General features: G+C 70.9%; 16 protein-coding genes. 4 read left to right on the top strand and 12 right to left on the bottom strand.

The genetic code is table 11. The annotated features are described in order from the left end of the window. Positions 1-137: 137 nt before the first annotated feature. From ET471_RS06085 to ET471_RS06035, 11 genes are all read right to left on the bottom strand, one after another. Positions 138-3,980, bottom strand: coding sequence for a vWA domain-containing protein (locus ET471_RS06085; RefSeq protein ID WP_129187054.1), 3,843 nt, complete (start codon positions 3,978-3,980; stop codon positions 138-140). Positions 3,981-4,212: 232 nt separating this feature from the next. Then, the gene (locus ET471_RS06080; RefSeq protein ID WP_165350422.1) at positions 4,213-6,969 is read right to left on the bottom strand and encodes a Spy0128 family protein; all 2,757 of its coding nucleotides are present in this window, start codon (positions 6,967-6,969) and stop codon (positions 4,213-4,215) included. Between the two features lie 265 nt (positions 6,970-7,234). Beyond that, positions 7,235-8,599 (bottom strand): IS1380 family transposase, encoded by a 1,365-nt coding sequence (locus tag ET471_RS06075; RefSeq protein WP_425356557.1) that lies wholly within the window; start codon positions 8,597-8,599, stop codon positions 7,235-7,237. Between the two features lie 157 nt (positions 8,600-8,756). Further along, positions 8,757-10,751, bottom strand: coding sequence for an ABC transporter ATP-binding protein/permease (locus tag ET471_RS06070; protein ID WP_129186048.1), 1,995 nt, complete (start codon positions 10,749-10,751; stop codon positions 8,757-8,759). After that, entirely contained in the window at positions 10,744-11,916 is a 1,173-nt protein-coding gene (locus ET471_RS06065; protein ID WP_165350333.1) for a peptidoglycan-binding protein, read from the bottom strand. Before ET471_RS06065 ends, ET471_RS06070 begins: the two co-directional genes overlap by 8 nt. 121 nt (positions 11,917-12,037) lie before the next feature. Beyond that, complete coding sequence (locus ET471_RS06060; protein ID WP_129186046.1) at positions 12,038-12,901, bottom strand: hypothetical protein; 864 nt, start codon at positions 12,899-12,901, stop codon at positions 12,038-12,040. Between the two features lie 64 nt (positions 12,902-12,965). After that, positions 12,966-13,364, bottom strand: a complete 399-nt coding sequence (locus ET471_RS06055; RefSeq protein WP_129186045.1) for a peptidase inhibitor family I36 protein — start codon at positions 13,362-13,364, stop codon at positions 12,966-12,968. A 128-nt stretch (positions 13,365-13,492) separates the two neighbouring features. Then, on the bottom strand, positions 13,493-14,551 hold the full coding sequence (locus tag ET471_RS06050) for a hypothetical protein (protein ID WP_129187052.1): 1,059 nt from the start codon (positions 14,549-14,551) through the stop codon (positions 13,493-13,495). After that, on the bottom strand, positions 14,535-15,056 hold the full coding sequence (locus ET471_RS17935) for an RNA polymerase sigma factor (RefSeq protein ID WP_162616409.1): 522 nt from the start codon (positions 15,054-15,056) through the stop codon (positions 14,535-14,537). The genes ET471_RS06050 and ET471_RS17935 overlap by 17 nt, the downstream gene beginning before the upstream one ends. Before the next feature lie 65 nt (positions 15,057-15,121). Further along, on the bottom strand, positions 15,122-15,337 hold the full coding sequence (locus ET471_RS19095; protein WP_425356581.1) for a hypothetical protein: 216 nt from the start codon (positions 15,335-15,337) through the stop codon (positions 15,122-15,124). A gap of 457 nt (positions 15,338-15,794) precedes the next feature. Beyond that, complete coding sequence (locus tag ET471_RS06035) at positions 15,795-19,085, bottom strand: DUF7601 domain-containing protein (protein ID WP_129187051.1); 3,291 nt, start codon at positions 19,083-19,085, stop codon at positions 15,795-15,797. Between ET471_RS06035 and ET471_RS17930 the strand changes: the two genes are divergently transcribed. Then, positions 19,084-19,230, top strand: a complete 147-nt coding sequence (locus tag ET471_RS17930) for a hypothetical protein (protein WP_165350421.1) — start codon at positions 19,084-19,086, stop codon at positions 19,228-19,230. The genes ET471_RS06035 and ET471_RS17930 overlap by 2 nt on opposite strands. A 479-nt stretch (positions 19,231-19,709) precedes the next feature. Here the strand turns inward: ET471_RS17930 and ET471_RS06030 are convergent, their stop codons facing one another. After that, positions 19,710-21,185: a SulP family inorganic anion transporter gene (locus tag ET471_RS06030; RefSeq protein ID WP_129187050.1), complete on the bottom strand. Its 1,476-nt coding sequence runs from the start codon at positions 21,183-21,185 to the stop codon at positions 19,710-19,712. Between the two features lie 148 nt (positions 21,186-21,333). Between ET471_RS06030 and ET471_RS06025 the strand changes: the two genes are divergently transcribed. The 3 genes from ET471_RS06025 (at position 21,334) to ET471_RS06015 (ending at position 24,569) form a co-directional block, all read left to right on the top strand. Beyond that, positions 21,334-22,626 (top strand): APC family permease, encoded by a 1,293-nt coding sequence (locus tag ET471_RS06025; RefSeq protein WP_129187049.1) that lies wholly within the window; start codon positions 21,334-21,336, stop codon positions 22,624-22,626. Between the two features lie 313 nt (positions 22,627-22,939). After that, positions 22,940-23,674 carry a VOC family protein gene (locus ET471_RS06020; protein ID WP_165350420.1) on the top strand — a complete coding sequence of 245 codons (735 nt, stop codon included), beginning with the start codon at positions 22,940-22,942 and terminating at the stop codon, positions 23,672-23,674. Positions 23,675-23,753: 79 nt separating this feature from the next. After that, positions 23,754-24,569, top strand: a complete 816-nt coding sequence (locus ET471_RS06015; RefSeq protein ID WP_129187047.1) for a DUF4190 domain-containing protein — start codon at positions 23,754-23,756, stop codon at positions 24,567-24,569. The last annotated feature ends 465 nt before the right edge of the window (positions 24,570-25,034 follow it).

Genomic DNA, 25,034 nt, shown 5'->3' with positions numbered 1-25,034 from the left:
CGAGGCGGGTGTGGCCCGCGGGCGCGCCTGGTGTGGCGCGCGATGACGGACCACGCGCCGCCGAGGCAACGCCGCCTCGCCGCTCGGGGACGCCCTCGGTGCGTCGCCGCGCCCAGGGCGTCCCCGACGTCGTCGGCTCACCGGCCCGAGGTTCCGGACCGACGTCGGGCCGTCGCTCGGAGCCCGACCCCGACGCCGATCGCGAGCAGCGCGCCCAGCACCAGCAGGAGCGCCTCGGACCCCGTCACCGGCAGCGACGGCACCGGCGGCCGGACGCCGTCGCCGGGGGCCAGGTCGACGACGTCGACGGCGACGACCCGCACGGTCTCGTCGTCCCGGATCTCCGGAAGCTCCGCGATCCACGCCGTGTTGACGTGGTCGACCGACCCGTCGACGTCGTCGGCCGAAGGAGCAGGGACCGTCAACCAGTAGTCGAACGACGTCGGGACGCCGTCGTCGTTCCAGGTCGCGGTGCCGAGGCGGTAGACGCCCGGCTCGACCCGGACCGGCTGCCGACCTCCGGCGGCCCAGGCACCGTCGGACAGGACGACGGCGACGCCGGGGCCGTGACCGGCGAAGTCGTCGAGGACGACGATCTCGCGGTGGCCCAGCTCTACGGTGTCGAGCGTGGCCCGCGAGGTGTCGACGACGTGGAACGCGGTGCCCGCGGCGGAGAACGCCTGGTCGGGGTCCCACGTGATGATGGTCGCCGTCGTGGAGCCGGCGACGACCGGCTGCGCGTCGAACGTGCAGGTGAAGGCGAACGTCCTCGTGGCGCCGGCCCCCAGCCGGGCGGTGCCCGGGCCGTCCAGCGCGCACGCAGCACCGAGGACGAGCGGGGAGCTCGTCACGGACAGCACGTCCACGCACCAGGCGTTGGGGTTGTGCACGACGACCTCGCCGCGCACCTGCCACATGCTCTCGACCATCGGCAGCGGGGTCACCGTGACGCGGTACCGGAAGGTCGCGGTGCCGTCGGCACCGGCCGGCAGCACGCTGTCGCCCAGGACCTCCTTCTCGAGGTCCCACGGGAACACGCGGGTGACGTCGAGCCAGAGGGCGCCGGCGACCGTCAGGCCGCGGCCCGTGGACACGAGCACGGTCTCGTCGTCGGTGAGGTCGCCGTCGTCCTGCGGGTCGTTCCACGGGCCCGCGGGCTCCTCACCACCCTCCGGCGTCACCGTGGCGACGTTCGGGAACCGGGCGTCCTCGACGCCCTCGCCGAGCTCGGTGCCCTTCCGAGCCGTGTAGGTCAGCACCCAGGTGTAGCTGTCCTCCCCCTCGGGGAGCGTCTCGGGGAACGCGAGGAGGACGGCGCCGCCGTCGACGTGCCACGCCCCGGCGAGCGCCTCGAGCCACGGGGACCACGAGTCGGTCACGCGGGCCGAACCGTGCGTCACGTCGCCCGCGACCTGTGCCAGCGGCACGTCGTGCGTGCTGGGCGGCAGGCCGGGGAGGTCGACCGTGACCTGCGCCGACGTCGCGGTCGAGGGGATCACGACGCCCGGGATCGTCACCGTGACCGTGGCGCCCGGGCCGACCAGATCGGGGCCCACGACGGGGACGGCCGTGCCGCCGTCGACGGAGGCCGTGACGCCCGCGAGCGCCATCCCCACCGGACCTGGGTTGGTGAACGCGAGCGCGAGGTCCGCGACCCGGGGGGAGACCTGGCGGACGGCCGTCACCGTCAGGGTGTAGACGAACTCGGCGCCCTGACCAGGGCGAGCCCACTCATGGTGCCGGTCGGCCGACTTCTCGATCCGCCAGTCGTGGTCGACATGCTCGGTCATGGTCCCCGTGACGACGGGAGGCGGCGGCTGCTTGTTGACGAACTGGCAGCTGACCATCCACTCGCGGTGCATGGCGAGCTCGACGAACGGGTTGCCGCCGTCGTCGACCCCCTCGGCCGTGGGCGTGATCCTGCCCTCGTGGAGCTCGCCGCCACGGAACGTCCGGTAGGAGCAGAACGCCGACCGGCCACCTTGGGTCACCGGCCGCCATCCCGGCTGCTGCGTCTCGGTGATCCGGACGCTGGTGTACTCCGCGCCGAGATCGGGCACGAGCGGGAAGGTGACCGCGCCCGAGTCGTCCGTGGTCCGGGTCATCGGGTCCGGCGACCCCGGAGGGAACGCGAGGCTCTGGCCGGTGAGCGCGGCCGTCATGTCCCAGCCGGCGCCGTCCCGGCCGCCGGGGACCGACGGGGCGGTGACCTGGCCCGAGGTCACCGTGATGTCATCACCTGCGTCGTGCGGGGCCTCGACCTTGTTCACGTTGAGCGAGGGCGTGCAGCCCTCGATCGCGAACCGGCTGAGGGCCGCGGCGAGGTGTCCCCACTCGGTGACGCGGATGACGTCGGCGTCGAGGATGCCCCGCCCGTCGGAGCCGGCAACCGCGTCGTAGCGCGCCGGACCGGAGACGGCGTGGAGGTTGGCCATCGAGATCTCGTCCAGGAACGTCGGGCCGCCGACGCCGACGGCGACGACGCGCGTGCCCTGCGACTTGACGAGGTTCGCGGAGAAGATGCCCTCCTCGACGTCGCGCAGCCGGTTGTTCACCGTGCCCGTGCCCCCGTCCAGGAACCAGGTCGGGTTGCCGTCCGTGATGAAGAAGACGTAGTCGTACCGTTGGTCCGCGGGGCGGTTCGCGTTGGCCTCGGCGACCTGGGCAAACCCACGGTTCCAGTTCGTCGCCTCACTGCCGGCACCTGCCTCACCACCTGCCCGCCAGCGGGCGAGCTGCTCGACGAACGCCTGCCGACCCGCCTCGGAGGCGACCGACTGGCGCGTCAGGTGCGCGTCCGTGGGCACGCTGGACGACGGAGCCGTCCAGCCGAACGAGTACGACGAGACGTACGACGGCGTGCCGGTCAGCGCATTGACGAACGCCTGGGCGGCCCCCGTCATCGTCTGGCGGTGGGCGGCGCCGACCGAGCTCGACATGTCGACGACGAGCGCGACGCCGATCCCGCACTGCGGAGGCATCGCGGGGTTCGCCCGGACGTTCTGCCAGACGCCGTTCGACTGGGTCCGGACCGCCGACGACGGCGTCCCGGCACCCCCGGCGAAGTCCGAGCGGTTGACGCCGTCGGCGTTCATGAAGTGGTCCCCGCTGACCTGCCGGCCGTCCACTGCGACGCCCGCCGTGAGGAAGGTGTAGGGCGTGGTGCGCGAGGTGCCACCGGCGCTGGTGCCGCCGGTCCGCAGGCTGTCGTTCACCGACCAGCCGTCAGGGGCGGCCGTCTGCACGACGAAGAAGCGAGCACCCGCGGTCGCGCCCTCCGCGGACACGAGGCCGCGGTTGTGGAGGCTGCCGGTGTCCGACGTCGACGCCGTCTCCGTGCCGTCGACCAGCGCGACGACGGGTACCTCGAAGCGGGCGACGCCGTCGGCGCCGGACGTCGCGCTCGCCCAGGGCGCCTCGACCGGCACGCCGGGCCGGAACGCGGCGGTGGTCCCGCTGCGGACCGCCGTGGACAGCCGGAACGTCGCACCGGGGAGCGGCACGACGTCCGTGACGGTGCCCAGGGCACGTACACCACCAGCCCTGACGTCGATGTGGGCGAAGCCGATCGGCTCGGCCAGCGGCTCGGTCTCGCGCGGCTCGGTCTCGCGCGCCGCGCCCTCGGAAGGCGGGGCGGGGAGCCCGAGGCTGTACCGGTCGGGGCACTCGCGGCCCTCGTCGTCGCCGTCGGGCTCCGGCGCGGGCGGGCCCAGAGGCTCGCCCGCCTCGGGGTCGGCTGCGGGGTCAGACGTGGGTTCGGCTTCGGGTGCGGCGGCCTGCAGCTCGTCAAGCGTGGCCGCGTCCCCGGGGACGCCGTCGATGCTTGCTGCGATCTCGTCATCGACGCCGTCGGCCACGGCCACCGTGGACATGCCTCCCGAGATCAGCGCCACCGAGAGCGCTATCAGCGAGGCGACTGCGCGGCGGTGCCGCCGCGCGAAGGTCTTGCGTCGGTTCCGGTTCCGGTGATGGGTGTCCATGATCGTTCCTCTCGAGCGCGACACTGAGCCGAGAGACCCAGTTCCCCACGATAGGAAGGCACTGACGGGGTCCTGTATCACCTGTCCACCGAGACTGCGACGCGATGGCGCAGAACGGCGTCTTGCCGCGGCCAGTTATGCACGTCGGATGAACCAACCGCAAGAGAGACGCCCGGGTGGTGAGGTCTCACCACCCGGGCGCCATGCGGTCCGTCGCCTCTTCAGGCCTCCGTCATCCGGCGTTCCGACGACGGCGAGTGACCATCAGGACCAGGCCGAGCGCGACCATGGCCGCCGCTGCGACGAGGACCGGAACCACCTCGGCACCCGTGACCGGGAGCGGGCTCCGCGGCGGCTGGGTCGGCGTCGGCGTCGGGGTCGGCGTCGGGGTCGGCTTCTGCGGGTCAGGTGTGTGGTGCGTCGTCGTACACGCCTCGTCCTGGCCTGCGACGGGCACGCACTGTCCGTCCGGGCTGGCCGGGGTGGCCACATTGCGGATCAGCACACCATTGGCGTCGTCGTCCACCGTGACCCTATAGGTCACCGAGACGGTCGCTCCGGGATCGACCGTGCCCGCGTTCCACGTCAGCGACAGGCCGTCATCAGACGCGGTGACCCCTTCCGGCAGCAAGCCAAGGCTGGCGTGCGCCACGACATCGGACAGGTCGTCGGTGACCGTCACAGGGACCGGGACGTCCCCCGTGTTGACCGCCGTGAGCGTGTACGCGATCTCGTCACCCGGATCCACCTGGGTGCCAGACACCGGGTCCGAGGTCTTGGTCAGCTCCCACGAGGGCGCCTGCTCTTCCACGGGTTGGAGGACGTTGTGGAAGGGGATGAGAGGCCAGGTCCGCGAAGGCTCGTCGACTGCGATGGCGTAGGTCTCGGCAGAGACCTCCTCGCCGTCGACGGTGCCCGTGACGGTGGCAGTCAGTGACACGGGCCCGTCTCCGCCGTCAGCCACGTCGAAGCACAGTGTGTACACAGTCTCGTCGTAGACGACGTCCGGCAACGGTTCCGCCGGCACGACCTCCGAGTAGGTATAGCAGTAGTGCGTCCCCACGTCGGCGAGCGTGAGCGGCACCGCAAGGATGCGCGACATCACCGAAGGCTGGCCGTCGGCCGCGCCGTCGATCGTGCTGAACACGAAGCCTTCGGCCGGCAGGCCAGCGAGCTGGGCTGAAGCATCGTCGGCCGGGAGCACCCGGAAGCTGAACTCTCCGGCCTCCTGGTCTCGACCCGTGAGCGTCTTGGTGACGTCCACGCGCCAGCCGTCGAAACGGTTGTCGTAGTGGTTGGAGAACGCCTGGTTCCCGTCGTAGGTGACGGCGGCCTGCAGCACGCCGGACCCATCGTCGGTCACCGTCACCGTGACGATCGCCGGGATCGCGTCATAGGTGAGGTGAGGGGCAGGAAGTGCGGGTATCACCTCGCGCACTGCGTACACGTAGGTGCCCGGCTCGGCGAAGGAAATCGTGCCGAAGTCGAACTGCGCGATACCCTCCGGCCGCTCGACGGTGACCGCCGTGACCTCGGGGAGAGGCGCCCCCGGAGTGACGGCCTCGAGCTGGAACTCGAACGTCTCGCCCTGGAGCCACTGCCGACCCGCCAGCACCTTGCTGAACTGTGGGGTTGCAGCACCGGGGCCCGGGACATAGGCGTTGGCGAAGGTCACCGTGGGCTTGCCATTCGCACGGGCCGAGTACGTTGCCGGAGCGCAGTCCTCCGCGGGAGCGCAGTCCTCCACGGTGACCGTCGTGCGGACGTCGAGGAGTCCGCTCACCTCGTCGTAGTACGGGGCCAGGACGACGGTATAGCTCGTGGCGTCGTAGATCACACCACCGACCTGCCCCGGGTCCTCGACAACGGTATACGTGAACTCCCTGCCGAGGTCGAGCTGGGTGAAGACGATCGGGCCGAGGATCGAGGCCCGACCCGGGTCCGCGTCACCTCCGCCGTTGGCGACCGTCCCGCCTGTCAAGGGCAGGCCAGCGCGGTCGGCAGAGCCCTGGTCCTCCGGGGTCACGGTGAACGTGAACTCCCCTGCGGCGAGCTCGCGGCCGGTCAGCGTCTTGAGCAGGTCGACGCCCCCGTAGGTCAGCGTCGAGGTCCAGCGGTTGACGAACGCCGCGGCTTCGGAGCCTCCCTGGGCAGCGACCTGGACGTCGAGATCGCCGTCGAGGTCGGGGTCGGTGACCGTCACGTCGTAGACCAGCACGTGCTGGTCGTAGATGAGGCCGGGCGAGTCTGTCGGCGGTACCTCGGTGACGCTGAACTGGTACGTGCCCTGCCGCGTGAAGGTGACGTTGTCAAACACGAACGGCGCGGTGCCGGCGTCACCGACGTTGTCGGCGTGCGCCTCTGCAGTCGTGTTCGTCGGCATGATCACCGACTTGTCAGCGATCGCCGCGAGGGTACCGGGATCGGTTGCCGTCAGCGCGAACGCGAAGGCTTCGTCATCATGCCAAGGGCGGCCGACGAGCGCTTTCGTGCCACCGAGCGCCGCGGAGACCGACGCGGCTTTGTAGACGTTGGTGAAGACCGGGTCAGTCCCCTCCGTGTACATCGAGTCCTCGGTGCACGTGCCCAGAGGCGCGGTCGCGGTGATCGCCGCCCGGGTCGTCTCGCACCGAGTCGGGGTGACGTGGACCGTCAGCTTGTCGCCTGACTCCTGGCCTTCCGCCGGTCCCGTCACCGCGAGGCGGTAGATGAAGGCTGCGTTGTCGTACTCGATGCCCTGGTAGGTGCCGGGAATCTCGGCCACGGCGTAGTAGTAGGCGTGCCCGACGTGCTGCCGCTCGAATGTCAGCGAGGGAGAGACCACGCTCGAGCTGCCCGGCGTGGACTGGACCTGGACGTCAAGGCTCTCACCACCGAAGACAGGCGGCTCCGGTGGCGCGTCAGTATCCGCCTGCAGGTACCAGTAGCGGAAGGTGTGCGACTTCGCGGGCGGGAGGGTCGGGTTGCCGGGTCTGGTCGTGTCCTGCACGAGCTTGGTCGCCTGGAGCGTGCCGCTGACCGAGTTGACGTTGTAGTGGTTGGTGAAGGTGGCAGTCTCGGCCGTCGCCGGAGACATCTCCACGCCGCCGTCCGTACGGACCTGAGCCTGAATCCACCGTCGATGGTTCTTGATGGTCGTCGGTGGCGTTTCGGGGAGCGTGGTTGTGGATAACCGGAGATGGGCGTGCGGAACCCGCCGCTCTGGACGGCTCTTCCACTGCGGTTCTCCGGTCGTGCCCGTCGGGGCTGGGTGGTCAGGACGTTGCTGGGGCGGGTGGGCCGACGGCGTGGTCCCACAGGCTGGTCCACGCGGCCTGCCAGGGCCACCGGTCGGGGAGGTGCATGACCAGCCGCCTCCCGGTGGCCGCGAGGCGGGCCGGGGTGGAGATGATCGTGCGGAGCATGGTGGCCATGCGGGCCTTGCCCGTGCCGGCGGCGACGGCCGCGGCGCGGGAGATGTTGAACGCCATGACCGCGAAGGCGAGCCAGGCGGCGTTCGCGGCGAACTTCCCCGAGGGCAGGTGGGCCAGGGGGCCGGCCTTGAGCTCGGCGATGACCTGCTCGACGATCGCATGCCCTCGGTGATACCGGTCTGCTTCTACCGCGGGCAGGGTGGTGTTGGTGATGAAGGCGTGGTGGCGGTAGACGTCGAACAGTTCGCCCTGCCCGGTGGCGGGCGCCTGCCCGAGCCGCTTCACACGCCGCACGACCAGCCGGCAGACCACCTGCTCGGACTTCTTCTTGGAGACGAACGCGGTGAACGAGGTCTCGGCGACCTCGGCCTCGGAGACCCACTGCCCGGTCTCCTCGTCGAGGATCGCGTTCGGGTACTGGATCGCGGTCCACGCCTGCTCGGGGATCTGGGAGATCGCCGTGGTCACGGTCCTCCACGCCGGGATCGTGAAGGAGAACCACGCCCCCGCCTTGAGCGCGGCTGCGACGTTCTTGGCCGTGGCGAACGCGGAGTCCCCGCGCACCCACACCCGCTGGGCGGGGCCGGTCACCGCCTTGACGGTCGTCAGGGTTCGCTTGAGGTGCCAGTCGGCGCTCTTGCCCGACCTCGTCGACCCCTGACGCAGCGAGCACTCCGCGATCAGCGGCGCCGTGGACGGCGTGCTGATCGTCGTGATCATCGCGTTCAGCCCGCGCACCCCGGAATACCCGAACCCGGCACCATCCTTGGCGTACCCGTGGACCTCGCGGATCGTGTCGTCCACGTCGACGAACACCAGGTCGTCCTCCCCGACCAGGGCGGGGACCTTCGCGGCAAGCCCGCCCAGCAGGCGACGGTGCGCGGCGTGCAGTTGCAGCACGTGCCCGTGGGTGAACGAACGCAGGAAAGTCCCGATCGTCGACGGCGCCCGCACCGGACCCAGCACCCGGGCGGTGCCACCCGCGCGCAGCAGGTTCAGGTCATCGATGCTGTCCGCCCCGGCCAGCATCCCCGCAACCACCGTGCGCACCTTCGCCGCCAGGTTCGCGGCCGGCAGCGTGCACGCCTCGTCGATCGCCTCGGACAACCCGGCCGACTCGGCCAGTTCCAGCACCGGTACCAGGCCTGCTGCGGACACGAGTTTGGGATCGTCGAACACCGGCACGACGCCGTGGCATGCTCTCACTTACCGGGTGCCCCTCTGCTTGGACTGATGCTGTCTTCGCAACCAACATCATCCCAGTCAGCGGGGCACTCCGGCGATCTAGGCCCGGCGCGCCACACCGTCCACGGACCCGCCGCGGATCGGGGCTGAAGCTAACGCAATCCGTCCGGTTCGACGGTCAGATGCGGACGGCGTCGGCGGGCTGGGTGCGGGCGGCGATGACGGCCGGGAAGGACGCAGCGGCGAGCGAGAAGACAAGCACCGCGGCGAGGGGGATGAGCGCCAACTTGGGGTCGAAGACCGGCTGCCAGCGGGCGACGGCGGTGACGACCATGATGGCGGCGAACCCGACCGCGAACCCGAGTCCGGCACCGAGCAGCCCGAGCACCCCGCATTCGGCGACGACCAGCCCGACGAGTTCGCCGCGCCTGGATCCCAGTGCTCGGCGTAGCCCGAACTCCGGGATTCGGCTCGTCACCGACAAGATGTTGACGAGGACCACCCCGGCGAGTCCGGCGAGGGACGCGACGACGGCCAGCACCTGCAGGGCCACGGACACCGATGCTTCGAGCTGGCCGCGGTAGGCGTCTGCGCCGAGTACGGGGTCGACGGTCAGGCGATGCTCTTCGAAGGGGTCGGCGAGCAGGCCGATCCGGGTGGCGAGCAGGCTGGCGGCGCCGGGCTCGGTGAGGGCGAACACCGTGGTGGTGTAGGACGGTGGCAGCCCGGAGACGGTGTCCGGGGTGACGAAGGCGGCGCCGACGGCGGTCCCGGGACGGGCTTCGGTGAGGATCCCGGACACGCGCAGCCGTTGGCCGGCGATGGTGATCTCGGGGCTGAGGTCGAGCTGTGTGACGCCGAGCCGTTCGGCCAGGACTTTGCCGAGCACGACCTCCCCGGGCCGCAGATGCGTGTCGGCCGAGGTGGCCCAGCGGATCCGCGCGTCCGAGCCCGACGCCGGGGTCGCGTCGACGGCGTTGAGCTGGGCGTCGGTGGCGGCTACCTCGCCGTTGCTCATCGCGATGAAGTCCCATTGCCGCCACCGCTCGGCTGCCGTCACGCCGGGGAAGGCGCGCACCGAGTCGATGTCGAGGTCCCAGCGCGGGGTGCCGGTGTCGTGGGTGAACGTCGCGGTCACCTGCGAGGCGCGGCGAGCGTCGAACATGGCCGTGACCTGGGTGGCCGCGCTCTGCGAGAGCCCGAGTGCGGTCACCGTGAGGGCGACGGCGAGGGCAGCGGCGAGCATCCCGGCCCGCGTCCGTCCCGGCCCCGCCGCGAAGCCCTGCCGCACGAAGCGTGCCGTGCGGGCGACCTGCCGACGGATCCTGCGAGACGTTCTCGCACCGGCGGGCAGGGCCGCGTGGCGCTCGGGGACGACGCCCGATGAGGCCAGCACCTTCTCGTGCCGCGCGCCCCCGGTGCGGTCACCGGTGTCCGACACCACCCGTCCGTCGCTGAGCGTGATCACACGGTCCAGCAGGGCGGCGATGTCGGGCTCATGGGTGACGACGACGAGCGCTGCGCCGTGCTGGCGGGCGCGCAGGCGCAGCAGCTCGATGATCTCGGCGGACTGCGTGGTGTCGAGGTTCCCGGTGGGCTCGTCGGCCAGCCACAGCCGGGCTCCGCGCACCAGCGTGCGCGCGATGGCTGCCCGCTGCATCTCCCCACCGGACAGGGTCGAGGCGCGCGCGTCGGCGCGGTGGCCGAGGTCGACGTCGGCCAGTGCGGCGTCGACGCGGGAGGTGAGGGATCGTTCGTCGCCGTCCCAGGTGGCGGCGTAGCGCAGCCCGAGTGCGACGTTCTCGCGGACGCTGAGCCCGCCGATGAGGTGCGAGCGCTGGAAGACGAACCCGAGCGCCGCCGCCCGCCACGCGGTGCGGGTCGCGTCGTCGGTGCGGGTCAGCGGCTGCCCGTCGACGACGACCGTGCCCTCGTCCGGGGCGTCGAGCAGGCCGAGGATGTTGAGCAGAGTGCTCTTCCCGCTGCCCGAGCGCCCCACGATCGCCACGGTCTCACCAGGGGCGATTGTCAGGCTCACGCGGTCCAGCGCGACCGTGTCCTGCCCGAAGCGCCGTGTGACACCGTCGAGCCGGATCAGTGCTTCGCTCGCCTGGTCCACCGCCCGTACCTGGCGGCAACCCTCGCCGAGGTCGGCGCCGCGTGCCTCACCCATCGGTGGCGTCCGCCGTGTCCGCGGGAGCACCTGCGGCTTCCGGGCCGATCCGCACGCTCGCCCCCGCTACCAGCCCGGCATCCGGGTCGAGCGCCTCCACCGCGGCCACCCCGCCCTGTTGCCCCGCGACCGTCACGGCCACCTCCCGGAACGAGTCCCCGTCGGCGACGTACACGCTGGACACCCCGCCGCGCGAGACGACGGCGGTCACAGGCACGAGCAACCCGGCCTCATCCTCACCTGCGGGGTTCTCGATGGTCACCGTGTAGGTGATGCCCGCACTGATGACGCCCTCGGACACGGTCAGCACGATGCGCGCATCACCAGTCTCCGCGTCGTGGTCGATAGCCGTGACACTCGCCCTGGCATCCCCCTCGTCGCCGGCGAACACGGCCTCGGCACCGACAGCGAGCACACCAGCCGACGCCCCCGGCACGGTCGTGGCAAGGACAAGGTCCCCGACGGTGACGTCGAAGACCGCGGCACCTTCAGCCAGCTGTGAGCCCACAGCGGCCAACGACCGCACCGTCGCGGGCAGCCCGCCAACCATGAGCACCTCAGAGCGCAGCACCCGCGGCCCGCCCGGCACCGTGCGCGTCCCGGCCGGGTCCGGGACGTCGGCCGGGACGGCGTCAGCCGGAACGCCCTCGGCCTCCGCGGCGTCGCCGCCGCCCGCCGCAGCGCCGGCTTGAGGGTCAGCGGCGGGCGGGACGGGGACCTCCACAGTGGCCCGCGGCACCTCGTACCCCGCAGCCTGGTACATCGCCTTGACCGCCGCCTGCGTCCGCGGCCCGTAACTCCCGTCGGTGCGCCCCGCGAAGAACCCGGCAGCACGCAGCCCTTCCTGCAACGCGGCGACATCATCGCCTTGATCACCCGGCTCGATGTCGCGGTACAACGGGAAGTCGCCCGGCAGCACGAACAACGGCCGACCATCCACCCGCAGTACAGGAGCACCGGGCCGCAGCACATCACCAGGGGCGACCACCTGGGCGGTGACCACTCCCGTGAGCGCCGCAGGCGCCACCTGCGAACGCACCTGCTGCGGCTCCACCGTCACCGCGATCGTGACCGCGCCGTGCAAGTACCCGGCCCGCACGACGGCAGTCAGCGGGGCCGGGGCAGGCGGCTGAGCGTTCGCCGCCGCCTGATCAGGCGACTCCAAGCGGGCCGCCGCAGCCCACGCCCCCACCCCGACAACGACGAGCGCCAAGAGCGCCACCAACCACCTACGCACTCAACTCTCCCTCGTCACGCCGACAGGGCCCGCCCGGGTCGCCCACAGCTCAACCACCGAGCTCCGCAATGACGGCGTCGACGCCCTTCTGATACTCGACATACTCCGCGCGGGCAGCCTCGAACCCCTCGATGTCGGCGCCGATGGCCGCCAGTTCCGCGGTTGTCCGCGAGACGTGCACCGCCCGGTCGTATCCGCTTGTAGTGCGGCAGTGCGCGTCAGCTACTGCGATGCCGCGTTCCCACTCGGAGGCAGCGACCGAACCGCTGTCCGACTCGTCCTGACCCGTCGGCGATGCAGCGTTCCTGATCGAGTCAGTAGGCATGAGCTGAGGCCGATCCGGAAGGTCGATCAGGCCAACGGGAGCCATGCACTCGCGCCATCGGGTGGTCGCCTGAGCCACAGCGTCGTCGTCCTCGACCCCCATCCAGGCCGTGGCTTCGATGGCGTTGAGCAGTCGCTGCGGAGCGACGCCAAGTCGCTCATCGGCTCGCTGCCCGCACTCGACCATCCGGGCCTGAATCTCAGCGGTGATCGTGACCGAGTCAGGTATGGCAGTGTCGGGCTGCGGGATCGTCCGTAGTTGCGGGTAGCCGAACTGCTGTGCGATCTCCTCGGTGAACACGATCTGCATCGTGCGTTCGTCGAATGTGGGGTTCGTGTCCTCACCGGGCCGAGAGGGACGGTACTCGACCACCCCGGCCAGGCACTCGCGTCCGAGCAACTCCCGGGCGTAGATGTCGTCAGGATCACGAAACTGCGGGACCAGCGCGTACACGGGGGTTGTCGTCTCACGGTCGATGTCATAGCCGTAGCGGGCCGCCACCTCTTGGGCCGTGAGAGCTTCGCTGCTCGATGCGGGACTCTGCTCGCACGCGGTGATCAGACCGCCTGCGAGCAGAGCCCCAGCCATCACGAGAATGGCCGGGACTTTGTGCCGTGTCATGTCTTTGCTTGTCCTCTTCCTGGGCCGACTCCTACTGGAACCGGGCAGACTCGATCCGGTTGGCGAACGCGATCGGGGTCGCGTCCGTCCCGTTCGAGAGGTTCGGATCCCGCCACTGGCCCCCGATCACCGGGTTGCCCAGGAAGACGACGGCTCCGCTGTAGTCCAAGTTGTCGTAGAAGTACGCCATCTTCTTGGTGCCGTTGTTGACGATGGAGTTGATCTTGTTGCGGGAGGTGGAGAGTTTGACTTCCATCGAGAACGACGAGTTGGGGCTTCCGGAGTAGCTCGTCGACTGCCACATGCACGCGTACCCGCTGGCGCAGTCGGTGTACGCCGCCTGTGCCGGCGCGGTGCTCAGCACGACTCCGGCGGCTGCGATGCAAGCCGCCACGGTCGTGCGGAGCAGCGGTCTCTTGATGGTGCTCATTGCTGTCCCTCCTTGCCGAGTGACGCCGGGTATCTGACCCGGTGTGAGCGTGGCCGGTTGGCCCGCTCACCCTGTACGTGACATCTGGGCCTCGGATTTACGCAGGATTCCGTATGGCGTGCGTCACATCACGGGCCGGGTGTCCCGATCGTGTCGACCATCCCGGTGCTCAGCCAGACCTCGAACCCGGTCACCGTGGGTTCCGTGACGTCGAGTGCCGGGTCGGTGACGGTGATGGTCTCGGTGCCAATGAGCTGACCGGTGGTCGTCGAGACGTGGAGCACGAAGACCTGGTGCGCGCCCGTGTCGGGCCGGTCCCAGGCGATGGCGAACCCGTGAGCGGGTCGCCCGTCGCGTGCCGTGGTGAGCCCGAGGAGACGGACAGCGGGCTCGTCGGCGAGGACCTCCCACATGGCGGCGGCGAGGTCGGACGGGATGACGTAAAGACCATGAAGGTCCGCGATCTGGGCGGCGAGTGTCCAGGCTCGCTCCGCAGCGCTTGCGGTGGCAGGCAACGCCGAACGGTCCAGGAGGGCTACTCGAAGGGTCTGCGGGTCGCGGGGCAGCGTGTCGGGCAGGTGCGGGTCGAAGGTCCCTGCTTCGGCGGTGTCGGTGGACTCCAGGACACCCGGTGCTGGGGTGTCGGTCGACTTGAGCAGACCGTCCAGGTCGAGGGGGGCGCCGCGTGACTGGTCCATGCGGGCCGACCCGTCTGGTCCCAGCCACATTTGCGTGACGGTCGGGACCAGGTCGGCCTCGACGTCGTCGCCCGCGTCCACGGACATCAGCCATCCCGAACGTGCGACATAGTGCACGTCGCCCGTGCCCGACAGCGGGTAGTTCCGTGCGGCTAGCGCCGCCTCGCGGAGCTCCTCGTGTGCGCCGGGAGCATCAGCCGCGCCCTGCGGGGTAGCGATGGTGTACTCCAGGGGCGCCGGGAACGCCATCGCAGGAGCCGACCCGAACACCATGGTCATCGCGAGCGTGACCGCAGTCACCACGGCGGCCGCCGACGCCAGCCACGCCCCCCGCGTGACCTTGCGGCGCCGATCGGCGGCCCGGATCCGCCACAGCATCCGCTCGACGTCGTCGGGGTCCGGGAGGTGCTCGGCAGGCAACGGCAACACGCCTTGCTCGCGAAGGAGCGCGCGCAGCTCGGCGACAACCTGCTCATCGTCCGAGGCCACGACCGCTCCCTTCCATCTGCGTGTTGACCAGCGCCATCTCGGTGTCGCCGGATGCCATCTCGGTGTCGGCGAGCGGGCGCATCCGCCGCAGCGCGCGGGTGACCCGCGCACTGATCGTCGAGGTCGGGTGCCCCAGGATCATCCCCACCTCGGCGAGGGTGAACCCGCAGATCGCCACCAGGTACACCGACGCCCGTTCATGCACTGGCAACTCGCCGAGCCAGCGCTGCACCCGGTCCGTGGCCACGACGTCGTCGACGGCCGCAGACGCGCCAGGCGGCTGGGCCGCGACGGCATCCACGACGCACCGGTCCCGGTCGCGGGCGCGGTACAACTCGAGGACCTTCTTGTGGGCGATCCCGAACACCCACGCCCGGCACCGGTCCCCCGTTGGCGGGCGGTCGCCCCAGCGACGCCACGCCACCGTGAGTGCCTCAGAGACGACGTCGTCGACATCGTTCGGGCCGACCTGGCGCAGCACGTACCCGTGAAGACAGGAGTACACGCAACGCGCAAACTCCTCGAAACCGTCGAACTCAGTCTGAGGACCAGGGCCGTGACGGAAGCGATCTAGCACGACGTCGTGGTCAAGAACCGCACCGATCCGGCGGGCACCGACACCGACGCAGACTGCACCCCGGCCGCGAAGCACTGGGACGTGCCGGTGCCCGCAGCACCCGAGAACACGCGGACGGCTCGCCCAGACCGGTTCCACACCGACTTTGCGCTCGACAATCCAGTCACGTTCTGGTTGCCAGTCGTGCCGTAGAACGTACCGGCATACATGCTGCCCGACCACAGGCAGAAGCGACCGGCAGCACACGAAGCCGAACTCAAGGGCATCACTTCCGGCGCAGATGCCGCCGCAGGGGAGGCAAGACCGAACGACAGCGTGCACAGAACAAGCAGGGCTGCGGCGAGTCGAGGAAGGCGGATGGGCGGACGGCGCATCGAACGGAGCATGGTCGAGTCTCCGACACGCGGCCCGCCCGATGCCGTGCTGACGCTGACCGAACGGTTCGACAAGCGGGAGATCGCTCGGGCGCGGTGGCGGTCAGCCAGTTGTCCGCTCGCGCTGGTCGACCTCGGCCTTCAGATGATCCGTCAAGAGCGACTGGGCAACCTGAGGCGAGAGCCTGCCGCACCGCCAGTGCCGCGATCGCCTGCCCGAAGCCTCTTCACCCACAAGGTGACAGGGCTTCACCGCGGACCAGTCCATGCCAGAGGTACCCATTTTCGCAGATCAGCGGCCACACCCGCGGCTCTCGGGCACAAGACAGACCCACCCGGACAGCCGCCGAGCGGTGGATTTGGGCTGAGTGAGAGCAGAACTGGCGTGCAAGGTACCCGTGCCGTCGTCTGTCACGGTCACGACCCAGCGGTAGGCGGCGCCCGAGTAGGAGAAGCCGAGAGCGAGCCCGTCCACCTCGGTGATCGTATAGCCGTAGGTTCCTGGCGCCGAGAACTCCTTCTGACCGAAGGCCGCGGTAGTCGACCCAGGCCCGAGCGGAACGGTCTCGCAGGCTGCCGCTCCACCGACGTCGGGGCACATCTTCGCGGAGAACGAGTCGCCTTCCGCCCAGCCGCGCTCCGGAATGACCTTCGCGATCGTCGGGGTGGCGACGGCGGGCGTCCCGGCGGGCGCGTAGGTGTTCACGAACGCCGCCAGCGCAGGCCCACTCTGCGGCACGGTGATGATCCCGGACGGGCTCTCGGTCGGGGAGGTCCGCGAGTAGGCCGGTGGCAGCCCACCCTCCGTCACCGTGTACGTCGCCCCGTTCGGCAGGCCGACAACCTCTGCCAGCTCACCACCCGCGAGCGCGATCTTGCCCCCGGAGGACACCGTCCCACCACGACCTGGCAGCGGGGTCGTGGTGTCGCCTTGCCGGTACACGCTGTAGGGGAACGCGGCGCCGGTTGGGACCGTTCCACCGAGACTCACCGTGAACTCGAACCGCTGGGCGGGGTTGGGGTTCAGACCACCGGCTGAGCTGACCTGCTTCGTGATGGTGAGCCGGCCCGGGACCGGGTACTCGAGGTACCCGTCGTTCCCGAGCGCGACTCGCACGGCCTGCCCGTCGAACGCCGTCCTGCGAGCCATCGGGTCGGTGCCGGTGGGGTTGGTCGCGACGCCACGCGCCACGGCACCGCCGCACGTCGGAAGGTTGGCGACCCACACGAGTGCGTCGCACTTGACGTGGTCTAGGTTCATGGCGCGACCGGAGAAGTTACGCATGCCAGCGGGTGCGGTCATCCGGGACTGGGCGTCGGCGAACAGCACGCGACCACCCTCCAGACCTGGCGTGAGCAGCGCCTGCTTGGTGGTGGACAGAACCACGCTCTCCTTGACGACGGAACCCGGCGTGTGGGCGGTGAGCCGATAGACGTCGACGCGGTAGTAGATCGTGGTACCCGCGCCCAGGCCGTTCCACTGGGTCTGCGTGATGGTCGTCGTCCCGGCAGCGTCGCTGTAGAGCAGCGAGTCGCGAGCGAACCGGTAGAAGTCGTTGCGCTCGGCCGGCTGGAACGTCGCGAAGCTCTTGGCGACGCCCACCCCGCCAGCGTCGACGTCGTAGTCGTTGGAGTAGAAGCGCACCTTCCCGCCCACGGTGTGGTCGCGCACGTACTGGGCGAGGGTCGTCCCGGCGGTCGATCCCCCGACGTTCAGCGCATACGGGTTTCCGAGGTTCTCCACCACCCCAGGCTTGGGTGCCACCTTGTAGTACGCGTGGACCGGATGGGACACCGAGACAGTCATCGACTTCGGGTTGCCGTCGACGTCCTCCGTGATGCGAGTGTCTCGCAGGGGAAGCAGCGAGGCAGGAATACTGACCGTGACCACGTCACCGACCGCCAGGTCGTTGCTCGTGGCGACGGTCACCACGACGTTAGACACGTTGGTCGCCGGGTACATGTCATTGGCCTGGTAGAGCCCGCTGAAGGTGTAGGTCGTGAGCGTGCCTGTCGGCGTCACGTCCGTCTTCGACGCCGGGGAGAGGAACGTCCGCTGCGTGCACTCCGTCGGGTCGGCCTTGCTCACCGAGCAGAACGTGAGCCGGTTCATGTCCGTGACGCGCATGAACGGACCGAGCGGGTCGGTGAAGGTCACGTATCCGGAGGTCGTCGCCTCGCCGTTCTGCATCTCGACCGGGAAGTTCGGTGCGGCATCGACGATCTGCTGGGCGATACGGCGGAACACGTCGACGAGGTCGTCCTGTGTCACCGGCGAGTAGTACGCGTCGTTGTAGCGCAGGTCCGTCGGGTCATGAGCGGCCGCTGCGTCGGTGGGATGTGCCACGGTGTGATAGGCGCTGGGGTCCGGGACGTTGTTGCGCAACTGCCCGTCCACCGGCACCGAGACCGAGCCTCCGGCGAGATATGACTTGAAGGCGTTGGTGAAGCCGGTGGTCATGGTGTTGCTGGTGTCGCCATAGTTGCCACGCGGGTTGAGGGTAGCCAGCGCGAGATTCTTGCCGTTGGTGGTCAGCGCATTGATGCCGAGCCCGACCGTGTATACTTTGGGCGTGGCGTCGATGTCGTCCTGCGGGTTGGCGTCATAGACGGCCTTGACCCGGTTCTTCTGATACGCCGCCGTCATCGCAGCCAGGAAGCCGTTGCCGTAGTACTGGTTCGCTCCAGGGGACGATGGTCCCTGCGTTCCTGTCCCGGGCGTCCACCACGAGGACGACGTGGACGAGTACGTGGGCTCTCCGTCAGTGAAAAGGATGACGTTCGGCAGGCGCTGGTTGTCCCCCGTCACGTTGGTCTGGCCAGCGAGCACGTTCATGCCGGTGTAGATGCCGAGCTGGATGTTGGTGCTCTGGATCTGATTACCGGATCGGCCGACCGTAATGGTCCCGTTCGTGCCTGTCGCGTACCGGAAGACGAGGTTTCCGCCGCTGTACGTAAGCTCGGTGTACCGGTCGGTCCCCTGGATCTTCTGCGGAGCCGCCAGGGACCGCAGGACACCCGAACCCGTACCGAACTGGACGAGCGAGACCTTGTTGTCAGGGTTGTCCCTGGCAATGATGTCGAGGGCGACGTTCACGGCCTCGGCCATCGCATATGCGCGCGACTTCGTGTAGTTGTTCTGGTCGTCGCAGTAGCCGTCGGTGGCATCTCTCGCGTCGACGCACTGCACCATCGAGTACGAGTTGTCCAGGACAAGGACGACGTCGATCGGCACCTGCTTCTCACCGGTCACATGACGCGTCGCGCCCAGGGCCGAGAGCGCCACCGCCAGCTCGTCCTGTTCCAGGACCAGCTCCGTCGCGTTCGGCTCGCCCGGGGGGACAGGGACGTTCTCGGTGAACACCGACTTGTCCGTCCAGATCCGCCCAGGGTTGCGCGAGGACTCGAAGTAATTCTCCGGATCCTGAGCACCGGGGTACTCATGGTGGGTCTGCGGGTCCGCCTCCTTGACCGGCCCAGTCGCCGGATCGGCCGCCATCGCCGGCGCGGCCAGATCTCCGACGCCGGCGACGGGGACGACGCCGGAACCGACCAGCCCGAGTGCCAAGGCTGCCGCGACCATGACCGCTGGGCGCGATGCCATTCGCCGTCGTGAAGTGCTGGTGCGCATCATGGTCATCTCCCTCGATCCCGCGTGCCGCGTGGAGGGCGCGGCCGCCGTCCGAGGCAGCTCCGCCATCCGCCACCTGAACGGCATTCCACGCTAGGACCAGGGCTTTCCCTGACGTCGCCTACGTGGCACGGCGAGATCGGTGACCTCACCATCTGTCCGGAGGATGCGACATGCGTGGGCCCGGCCGGTTCGGTTCTCTTCCCACGTCAGACAGCAGAAACACCCCGTCTGCGGAACGCTGCGAACGCTCGATGACCAGGACGGCCACGACGCCACACAGCCCGGCTGTCGGCGCAGAACGAACGCCTCCCTCCGGTACGTCGGCCACCCAGGGAGACGGGGACCCGCTGCGCCCACTCGGGCAGGTCGAACATGGAGGCGAACATCCCGGCCACGACAGACGGCCGTGGCTTCACTCCCGAGCGCAGGGGACCACTGCCCACACCTCGTTCGGGTCACGGCACGCGACACGGCGCCCAGCCTCGCCCGCCCGTCGCCGATCGGGTGTCGCACCGCGCCCTGGGCGCGCACTCATCCCTGCGGGTTGTCGCCGCCGTCCGAGACTGCGACAGGTCAGCGGTCCGAGAGCCGCTCCAGCCGGGCCGCCGTGTCCGCGTTCGCGCCCACGATGGTGACGCGCTTGCCGCGCGCCTCGTACCTGGCGCGGACGGCGTCGAGGGTCGCCACGGTGGACGCGTCCCAGACGTGCGCACGGCTCAGGTCGACGACGACGTCGTCGGGGTCGTCGGCGTAGTCGAACTGGTGCACCAGGTCGTTCGAGGAGGCGAAGAACAGCTCGCCCTCGACGACGTACGTGCGGCGTCGGACGGCGGCGTCGAGAGCCGTCCCGGCGACGTCGTCCACGGGCGTGACCCTGGTGAAGTGCGCGACCCGCCGCGCGAACATGACCATCGCCACCAGCACACCCACGACCACGCCGACCGCGAGGTTGCTCGTCGTGACGGTGACGACGACCGTCGCGACCATGACCGTCGTCTCCGAGCGCGGCATGCGACGCAGCGTCGCGGGGCGGACCGAGCGCCAGTCGAACGTCATGACAGCGACCATGACCATCACCGCGACGAGCGCCGCCATCGGGATGCGCGCGACGACGTCGCCCAGGCCCACCACGAGGACCAGCACGAACACACCGGCCATGAACGTCGAGACGCGCGAGCGCGCCCCGGCGCCGCGCACGTTGATGACCGTCTGGCCGATCATCGCGCACACGCCCTGGCCGCCGAACAGGCCCGCGAGCACGTTGGTGACGCCCAGGCCCCAGGCCTCGCGGGACTTGTCGGAGCGGGTGTCGGTGACGTCGTCGACGAGCTTGGCCGTCAGCAGCGACTCGAGCAGGCCGACGAGCGCCATGCCCGCGACGTACGGGGCGACGACGCGCAGCGTGTCGAGGTTCAGCGGCACGTCGGGGACCAGCAGCGACGGCAGCGACTGCGGCAGCGCGCCCTCGTCGCCGACGGTCGGGACACCGATGCCGCCGGCGACCGTCACGACCGTGAGCAGCGCGATCGCGACGAGCGGCGCCGGCACGGCCCTGGTGAGGCGCGGGAACAGCACGACGACGGCGACGCCCGCCGCGACCAGCGGGTACACGGCCCACGGCACGTGCACCAGGTGCCGCATCTGCGACCAGAAGATGAGGATCGCCAAGCCGTTGACGAACCCGACCATCACCGAGCGCGGGATGAACCGCATGAGCTTCGCCACCCCCGCGAGCCCGAGCGCCACCTGGAGCAGCCCGCTGAGCACGACGGCCACGACGAGGTAGTCGGCGCCGTGGTCGCGCACCAGGGGCACCGCCACGAGCGCCACCGAGCCCGCGGCCGCCGAGACCATGGCCGGCCGCCCGCCGAGGAACGCGATCGCGACCGCGCCCACGACGCTCGAGAACAGCCCCAGCCGCGGGTCGACGCCCAGCACGATCGAGAACGCCGTCGCCTCCGGGATCAGCGCGAACGCCGTGACGAGCCCCGCGAGCACCTCGGTGCGCAGCAGGCGGGGAGAACGCAGGACGGATCGGACGGAGGGCACGAGACATTGTCGGGCACGGTGGCCGACACGCTGGCGAGCGACTGCCGGGTCCGTTCCCCGTCAGCCGCGCGGACCGCGTTCCGCCGCCCGCGCGGCGGACGCGCACCGGGTACACCCGGCGTTCACCCCGCTGCGCCACGATTCCTGTGTGACCTCCCTCGCCCGCCGCCTCACCACCACGGACGCCGTCGTCGTCGGCCTCGGCTCGATGATCGGGGCGGGCGTCTTCGCCGCGTTCGCGCCCGCGGCGCGGGCCGTGCTGCCCGTCGGGGCCGGGTGGGCGCTCCTGGTCGCGCTCGCCGTCGCCGCCGCGGTCGCCTACGCGAACGCGACGTCGTCGGCGCAGCTCGCCGCGCAGTACCCCGTGGCCGGCGGCACCTACGTGTACGGCCGCGAGCGCCTGGGTCCGTGGTGGGGCTTCCTCGCCGGGTGGGGGTTCGTCGTCGGCAAGACGGCGTCGTGCGCGGCGATGGCGCTCACCTTCGCGACGTACGCCGTGTCCGACGACGCGCCGACGGCGGTGCGGCGGGGCGTCGCGGCGCTCGCCGTCGTCGTGCTGGCGGCGGTGAACTACCGGGGCGTGACGCGCACTGCCCGGGCGGCGCGGTGGATCGTGGCGTTCGTGCTGGTGGCGCTCGTCGTGACGCTCGTGGTGGCGTGGACGTCGACGTCCGCTCCCGAGGCGGCCGACAACGTGGGCGCGGGCGGCGTCGCGGGCTCGGGCGGCATGGGCTTGGGCGGGGTGCGCGGCGCGTACGGGGTGCTGCAGGCGGCGGGCCTGCTGTTCTTCGCGTTCGCGGGGTACGCGCGCGTCGCGACGCTCGGCGAGGAGGTGCGCAACCCACGCGTCGCGATCCCGCGGGCGATCGGCGTCGCCCTCGCGGTGGTCGTCGCGCTCTACGCGGTGGTCGCGGTGACCCTGCTGGCGACCCTGGGGCTCGACGGGGTCGCGGCCACCGCCTCGCCGCTGGCCGCCGCCGTCGCCGGGCTGTGGGTCTCCCCGCTGGTGCGGGTCGCGGCGGCCGCGGCGTCGCTGGGGGCGCTGCTCGCGCTCGTCGCGGGCGTGGGGCGGACGACGCTCGCGATGGCGCGCGAGGGCGACCTGCCCCGGCCGCTCGCCGCGGTCCACGCGCGGTTCCGGGTGCCGCACGTGGCCGAGGTGACGCTCGCCGTGGTCGTGGTCGTGCTGGTGCTGACGGTGGACCTGCGCGGGGCGATCGGCTTCTCGAGCTTCGGCGTGCTCGTGTACTACCTGGTGGCGAACCTGGCCGCGTGGACGCAGACGGGCGCCGACCGGCGTCACCCGCGCGCGCTCCAGGCGTTCGGAGCGGCCGGTTGCGTCGTCCTGGTGGCGACGCTGCCGTGGACGTCGGTGGCGGCGGGCGTGGGCGTGCTGGCGGCGGGCGTGCTGGTGCGCGCGGCACGCCTGAGCCGGGCCTGACGCGGGGCCCGGTCCGGGGGCCGGCTCGGAACGTGGGTTCGGGAGCCGGATCGGGAGCCGGACCAGGAGCCGGATCGGAACGTGGGTTCGGGATCGGAACGTGGGTTCCGATGCACGTTCCGATCCCGAACCCACGTTCCGATCTACGTTCAGCGCCCGCTGACCCACGTCCGGCAGGCGCTGGGCGTCCGGCGGGCGGTCTCTCGCCGTTGGCGAGTGTCGGTGGGTCGGCGGATCGTGGGGCGTGGCGCCGACGGCGGCGCCACGGGTCCGGCGGGCGCCCGACGGCGGCGCCGCCAGGAGGGGGTCGGTGATGAGCGAGACCAAGGGGATCGGCGTCGTGGAGTCGGTGGTGCTGGACGTGCCCGACGTCGCCGTGGCCGGCGCGTTCTGGGAGGAGCTGCTCGGCGGGCGGGTGATCCAGGAGCCGAGCGACGACGGCGCCTGGCTGGTGGTGGGCACGCGGGAGGGGTGGCTCGTGGCCGCCCAGCCCGCGCCGGACCTGGTGCCGGCGCGGTGGCCCAGCCAGGAGCACCCGCAGCAGCTGCACCTGGACCTGCGCGTGCCCGATCTCGCCGCGGCGACGTCGGCGGCGGTGGCGCAGGGCGCGACGCTGCTGCGGGAGAACGCCACGTGGAACACGCTCGCCGACCCGGCGGGGCACCCGTTCGACCTGTGTCTGAGCGACGAGGTGGACCGCACCACCGTGTGGGGCGTGACGTTCGACGTGCCCGACGCCGCCGTGGCGGCCCGGTTCTGGTCGGGGGTGCTCGGCGACGAGATCGCCTACGAGGGCGACGGGATGGCGATGCTCGGCGGGCCGCGCACGGTGATGTTCCAGCAGGTGGAGGACTACAACGCGCCCGCCTGGCCCGACCCGGCACGGCCGCAGCAGGTGCACCTGGACCTGGGGATCGGTGACCGCGACCCCGACGAGGCAGAGGCCGCGGTGCTCGCCCTCGGCGCCACCCGGCTGCCCGGCGGCGGCGACACGTTCCGCGTGTTCGCCGACCCGGCGGGGCACCCGTTCTGCCTCTGCTGGGGGTGACCAGCGCCAGCGGGCCGTGCGGTGGTGACGCGGGCGGGTCCGGTGCGCAAGACTCTGCCGCGAAGCCGAAGGAGATTTCGTGACCGACCCGTTCGCCCCGCCCCCGCCCGCCGGATCGACACCCCCCGGGCCTACGCCTCCCGGGTCCACGACTCCTGGGCCCACGCCTCCTGGAGCGACGCCGCCCGGGACGCCCTACGTATCCGGCGCCGGCTACCCGCCGCCCACGGACCCGTCCGCCGGCTACCCCGGCTCGCCGCCGGCCGCCCACGACCCGTACGGGCAGTCGCCGTACGGGCAGTCGCCGTACGCACAGGACCCCGCGCTGTCCCCGCAGGAGCCGTCCGCGCAGGCTCCCTACGCTCCGGGGCCGCACGCCCAGCCCCCGTACGAGCAGGCGCCGTACCCGCAGTCCCCGTACGCGCAGTCCCCCTACGCGACGTACGGCGCCCGCCCGGTCCCGCCGGGGACCGACGGCATCTCGATCGCGGCGCTCGTCACCGGGCTCGTGGGCCTCGGCGTCGTGCCGCTGGTCCTCGGCATCGTCGGGGTGCGGCGCACGTCGCGCTCGGGGCAGGCGGGCAAGGGGCTGGCGATCGCCGGCATCGTGCTGGGCGCCCTGCAGGTGCTGTTCAGCATCGCCGTCGTCCTCGTGCTGGTCGTCGCGGGATCCCGGGGCGTGTTCAACGACGGCGCGACGGAGCCCGGGACGTACTACGGCGACAACGCCACGCTCGACCGCCTCTGGGACGCCTGCGAGGCGGGCGACATGGCGTCCTGCGACGACCTGTACGACCTGTCCGAGGAGGACAGCGACTACGAGTACTTCGGCTGGACGTGCGGCGAGCGCACCGACACGGGCGACTACTGCACGAAGCTCGACGCCACGAACTGAGGCCCGAGACACGCACGAGCCCGCCGAGACCTGGTGAGGTCCCGGCGGGCTCGTGCGTTGCGGCCGCGTCAGGGAGACGACCGCGGGTCCCTGCGGCTCGGCGCAGGTGGGCGGCGGGCCGGGCGGCTGCGCGGGCGAGGCGCCCTCGTCCGGGCCGCACCAGTCGACGTTGCCGCTCTCGACGGCGGCGTTCGGGGCGTCGCAGTCACCGGCGACGACGTCCTCGACCTTGGGCTGGTTCTCCTTGACGGAGACCTTTACCTAGGTGCGGACGTGCTCGGCCGGGTTGGCCTTGACGCCGTTGCGGATCTGGTACGAGCGCGAGTACGAATGGTCGTGGCCCTGGAGCGCCGGAGACGGTGTTCGCCCCCGACCGTGGCGGTGAAGGCCAGTGCATTGGCCGGGAACTGGCCCTTGACCAGGGATTTCGTCCGCACAACCTGCACGACCTGGGTACCCACGGTG

Origin of the sequence: Xylanimonas protaetiae (assembly GCF_004135385.1) — a bacterium.
In the GTDB taxonomy this organism is placed as follows: domain Bacteria; phylum Actinomycetota; class Actinomycetes; order Actinomycetales; family Cellulomonadaceae; genus Xylanimonas; species Xylanimonas protaetiae.
Note: the sequence above shows the minus strand (reverse complement) of the source record. Positions and strands in the feature narration are given on the sequence as shown.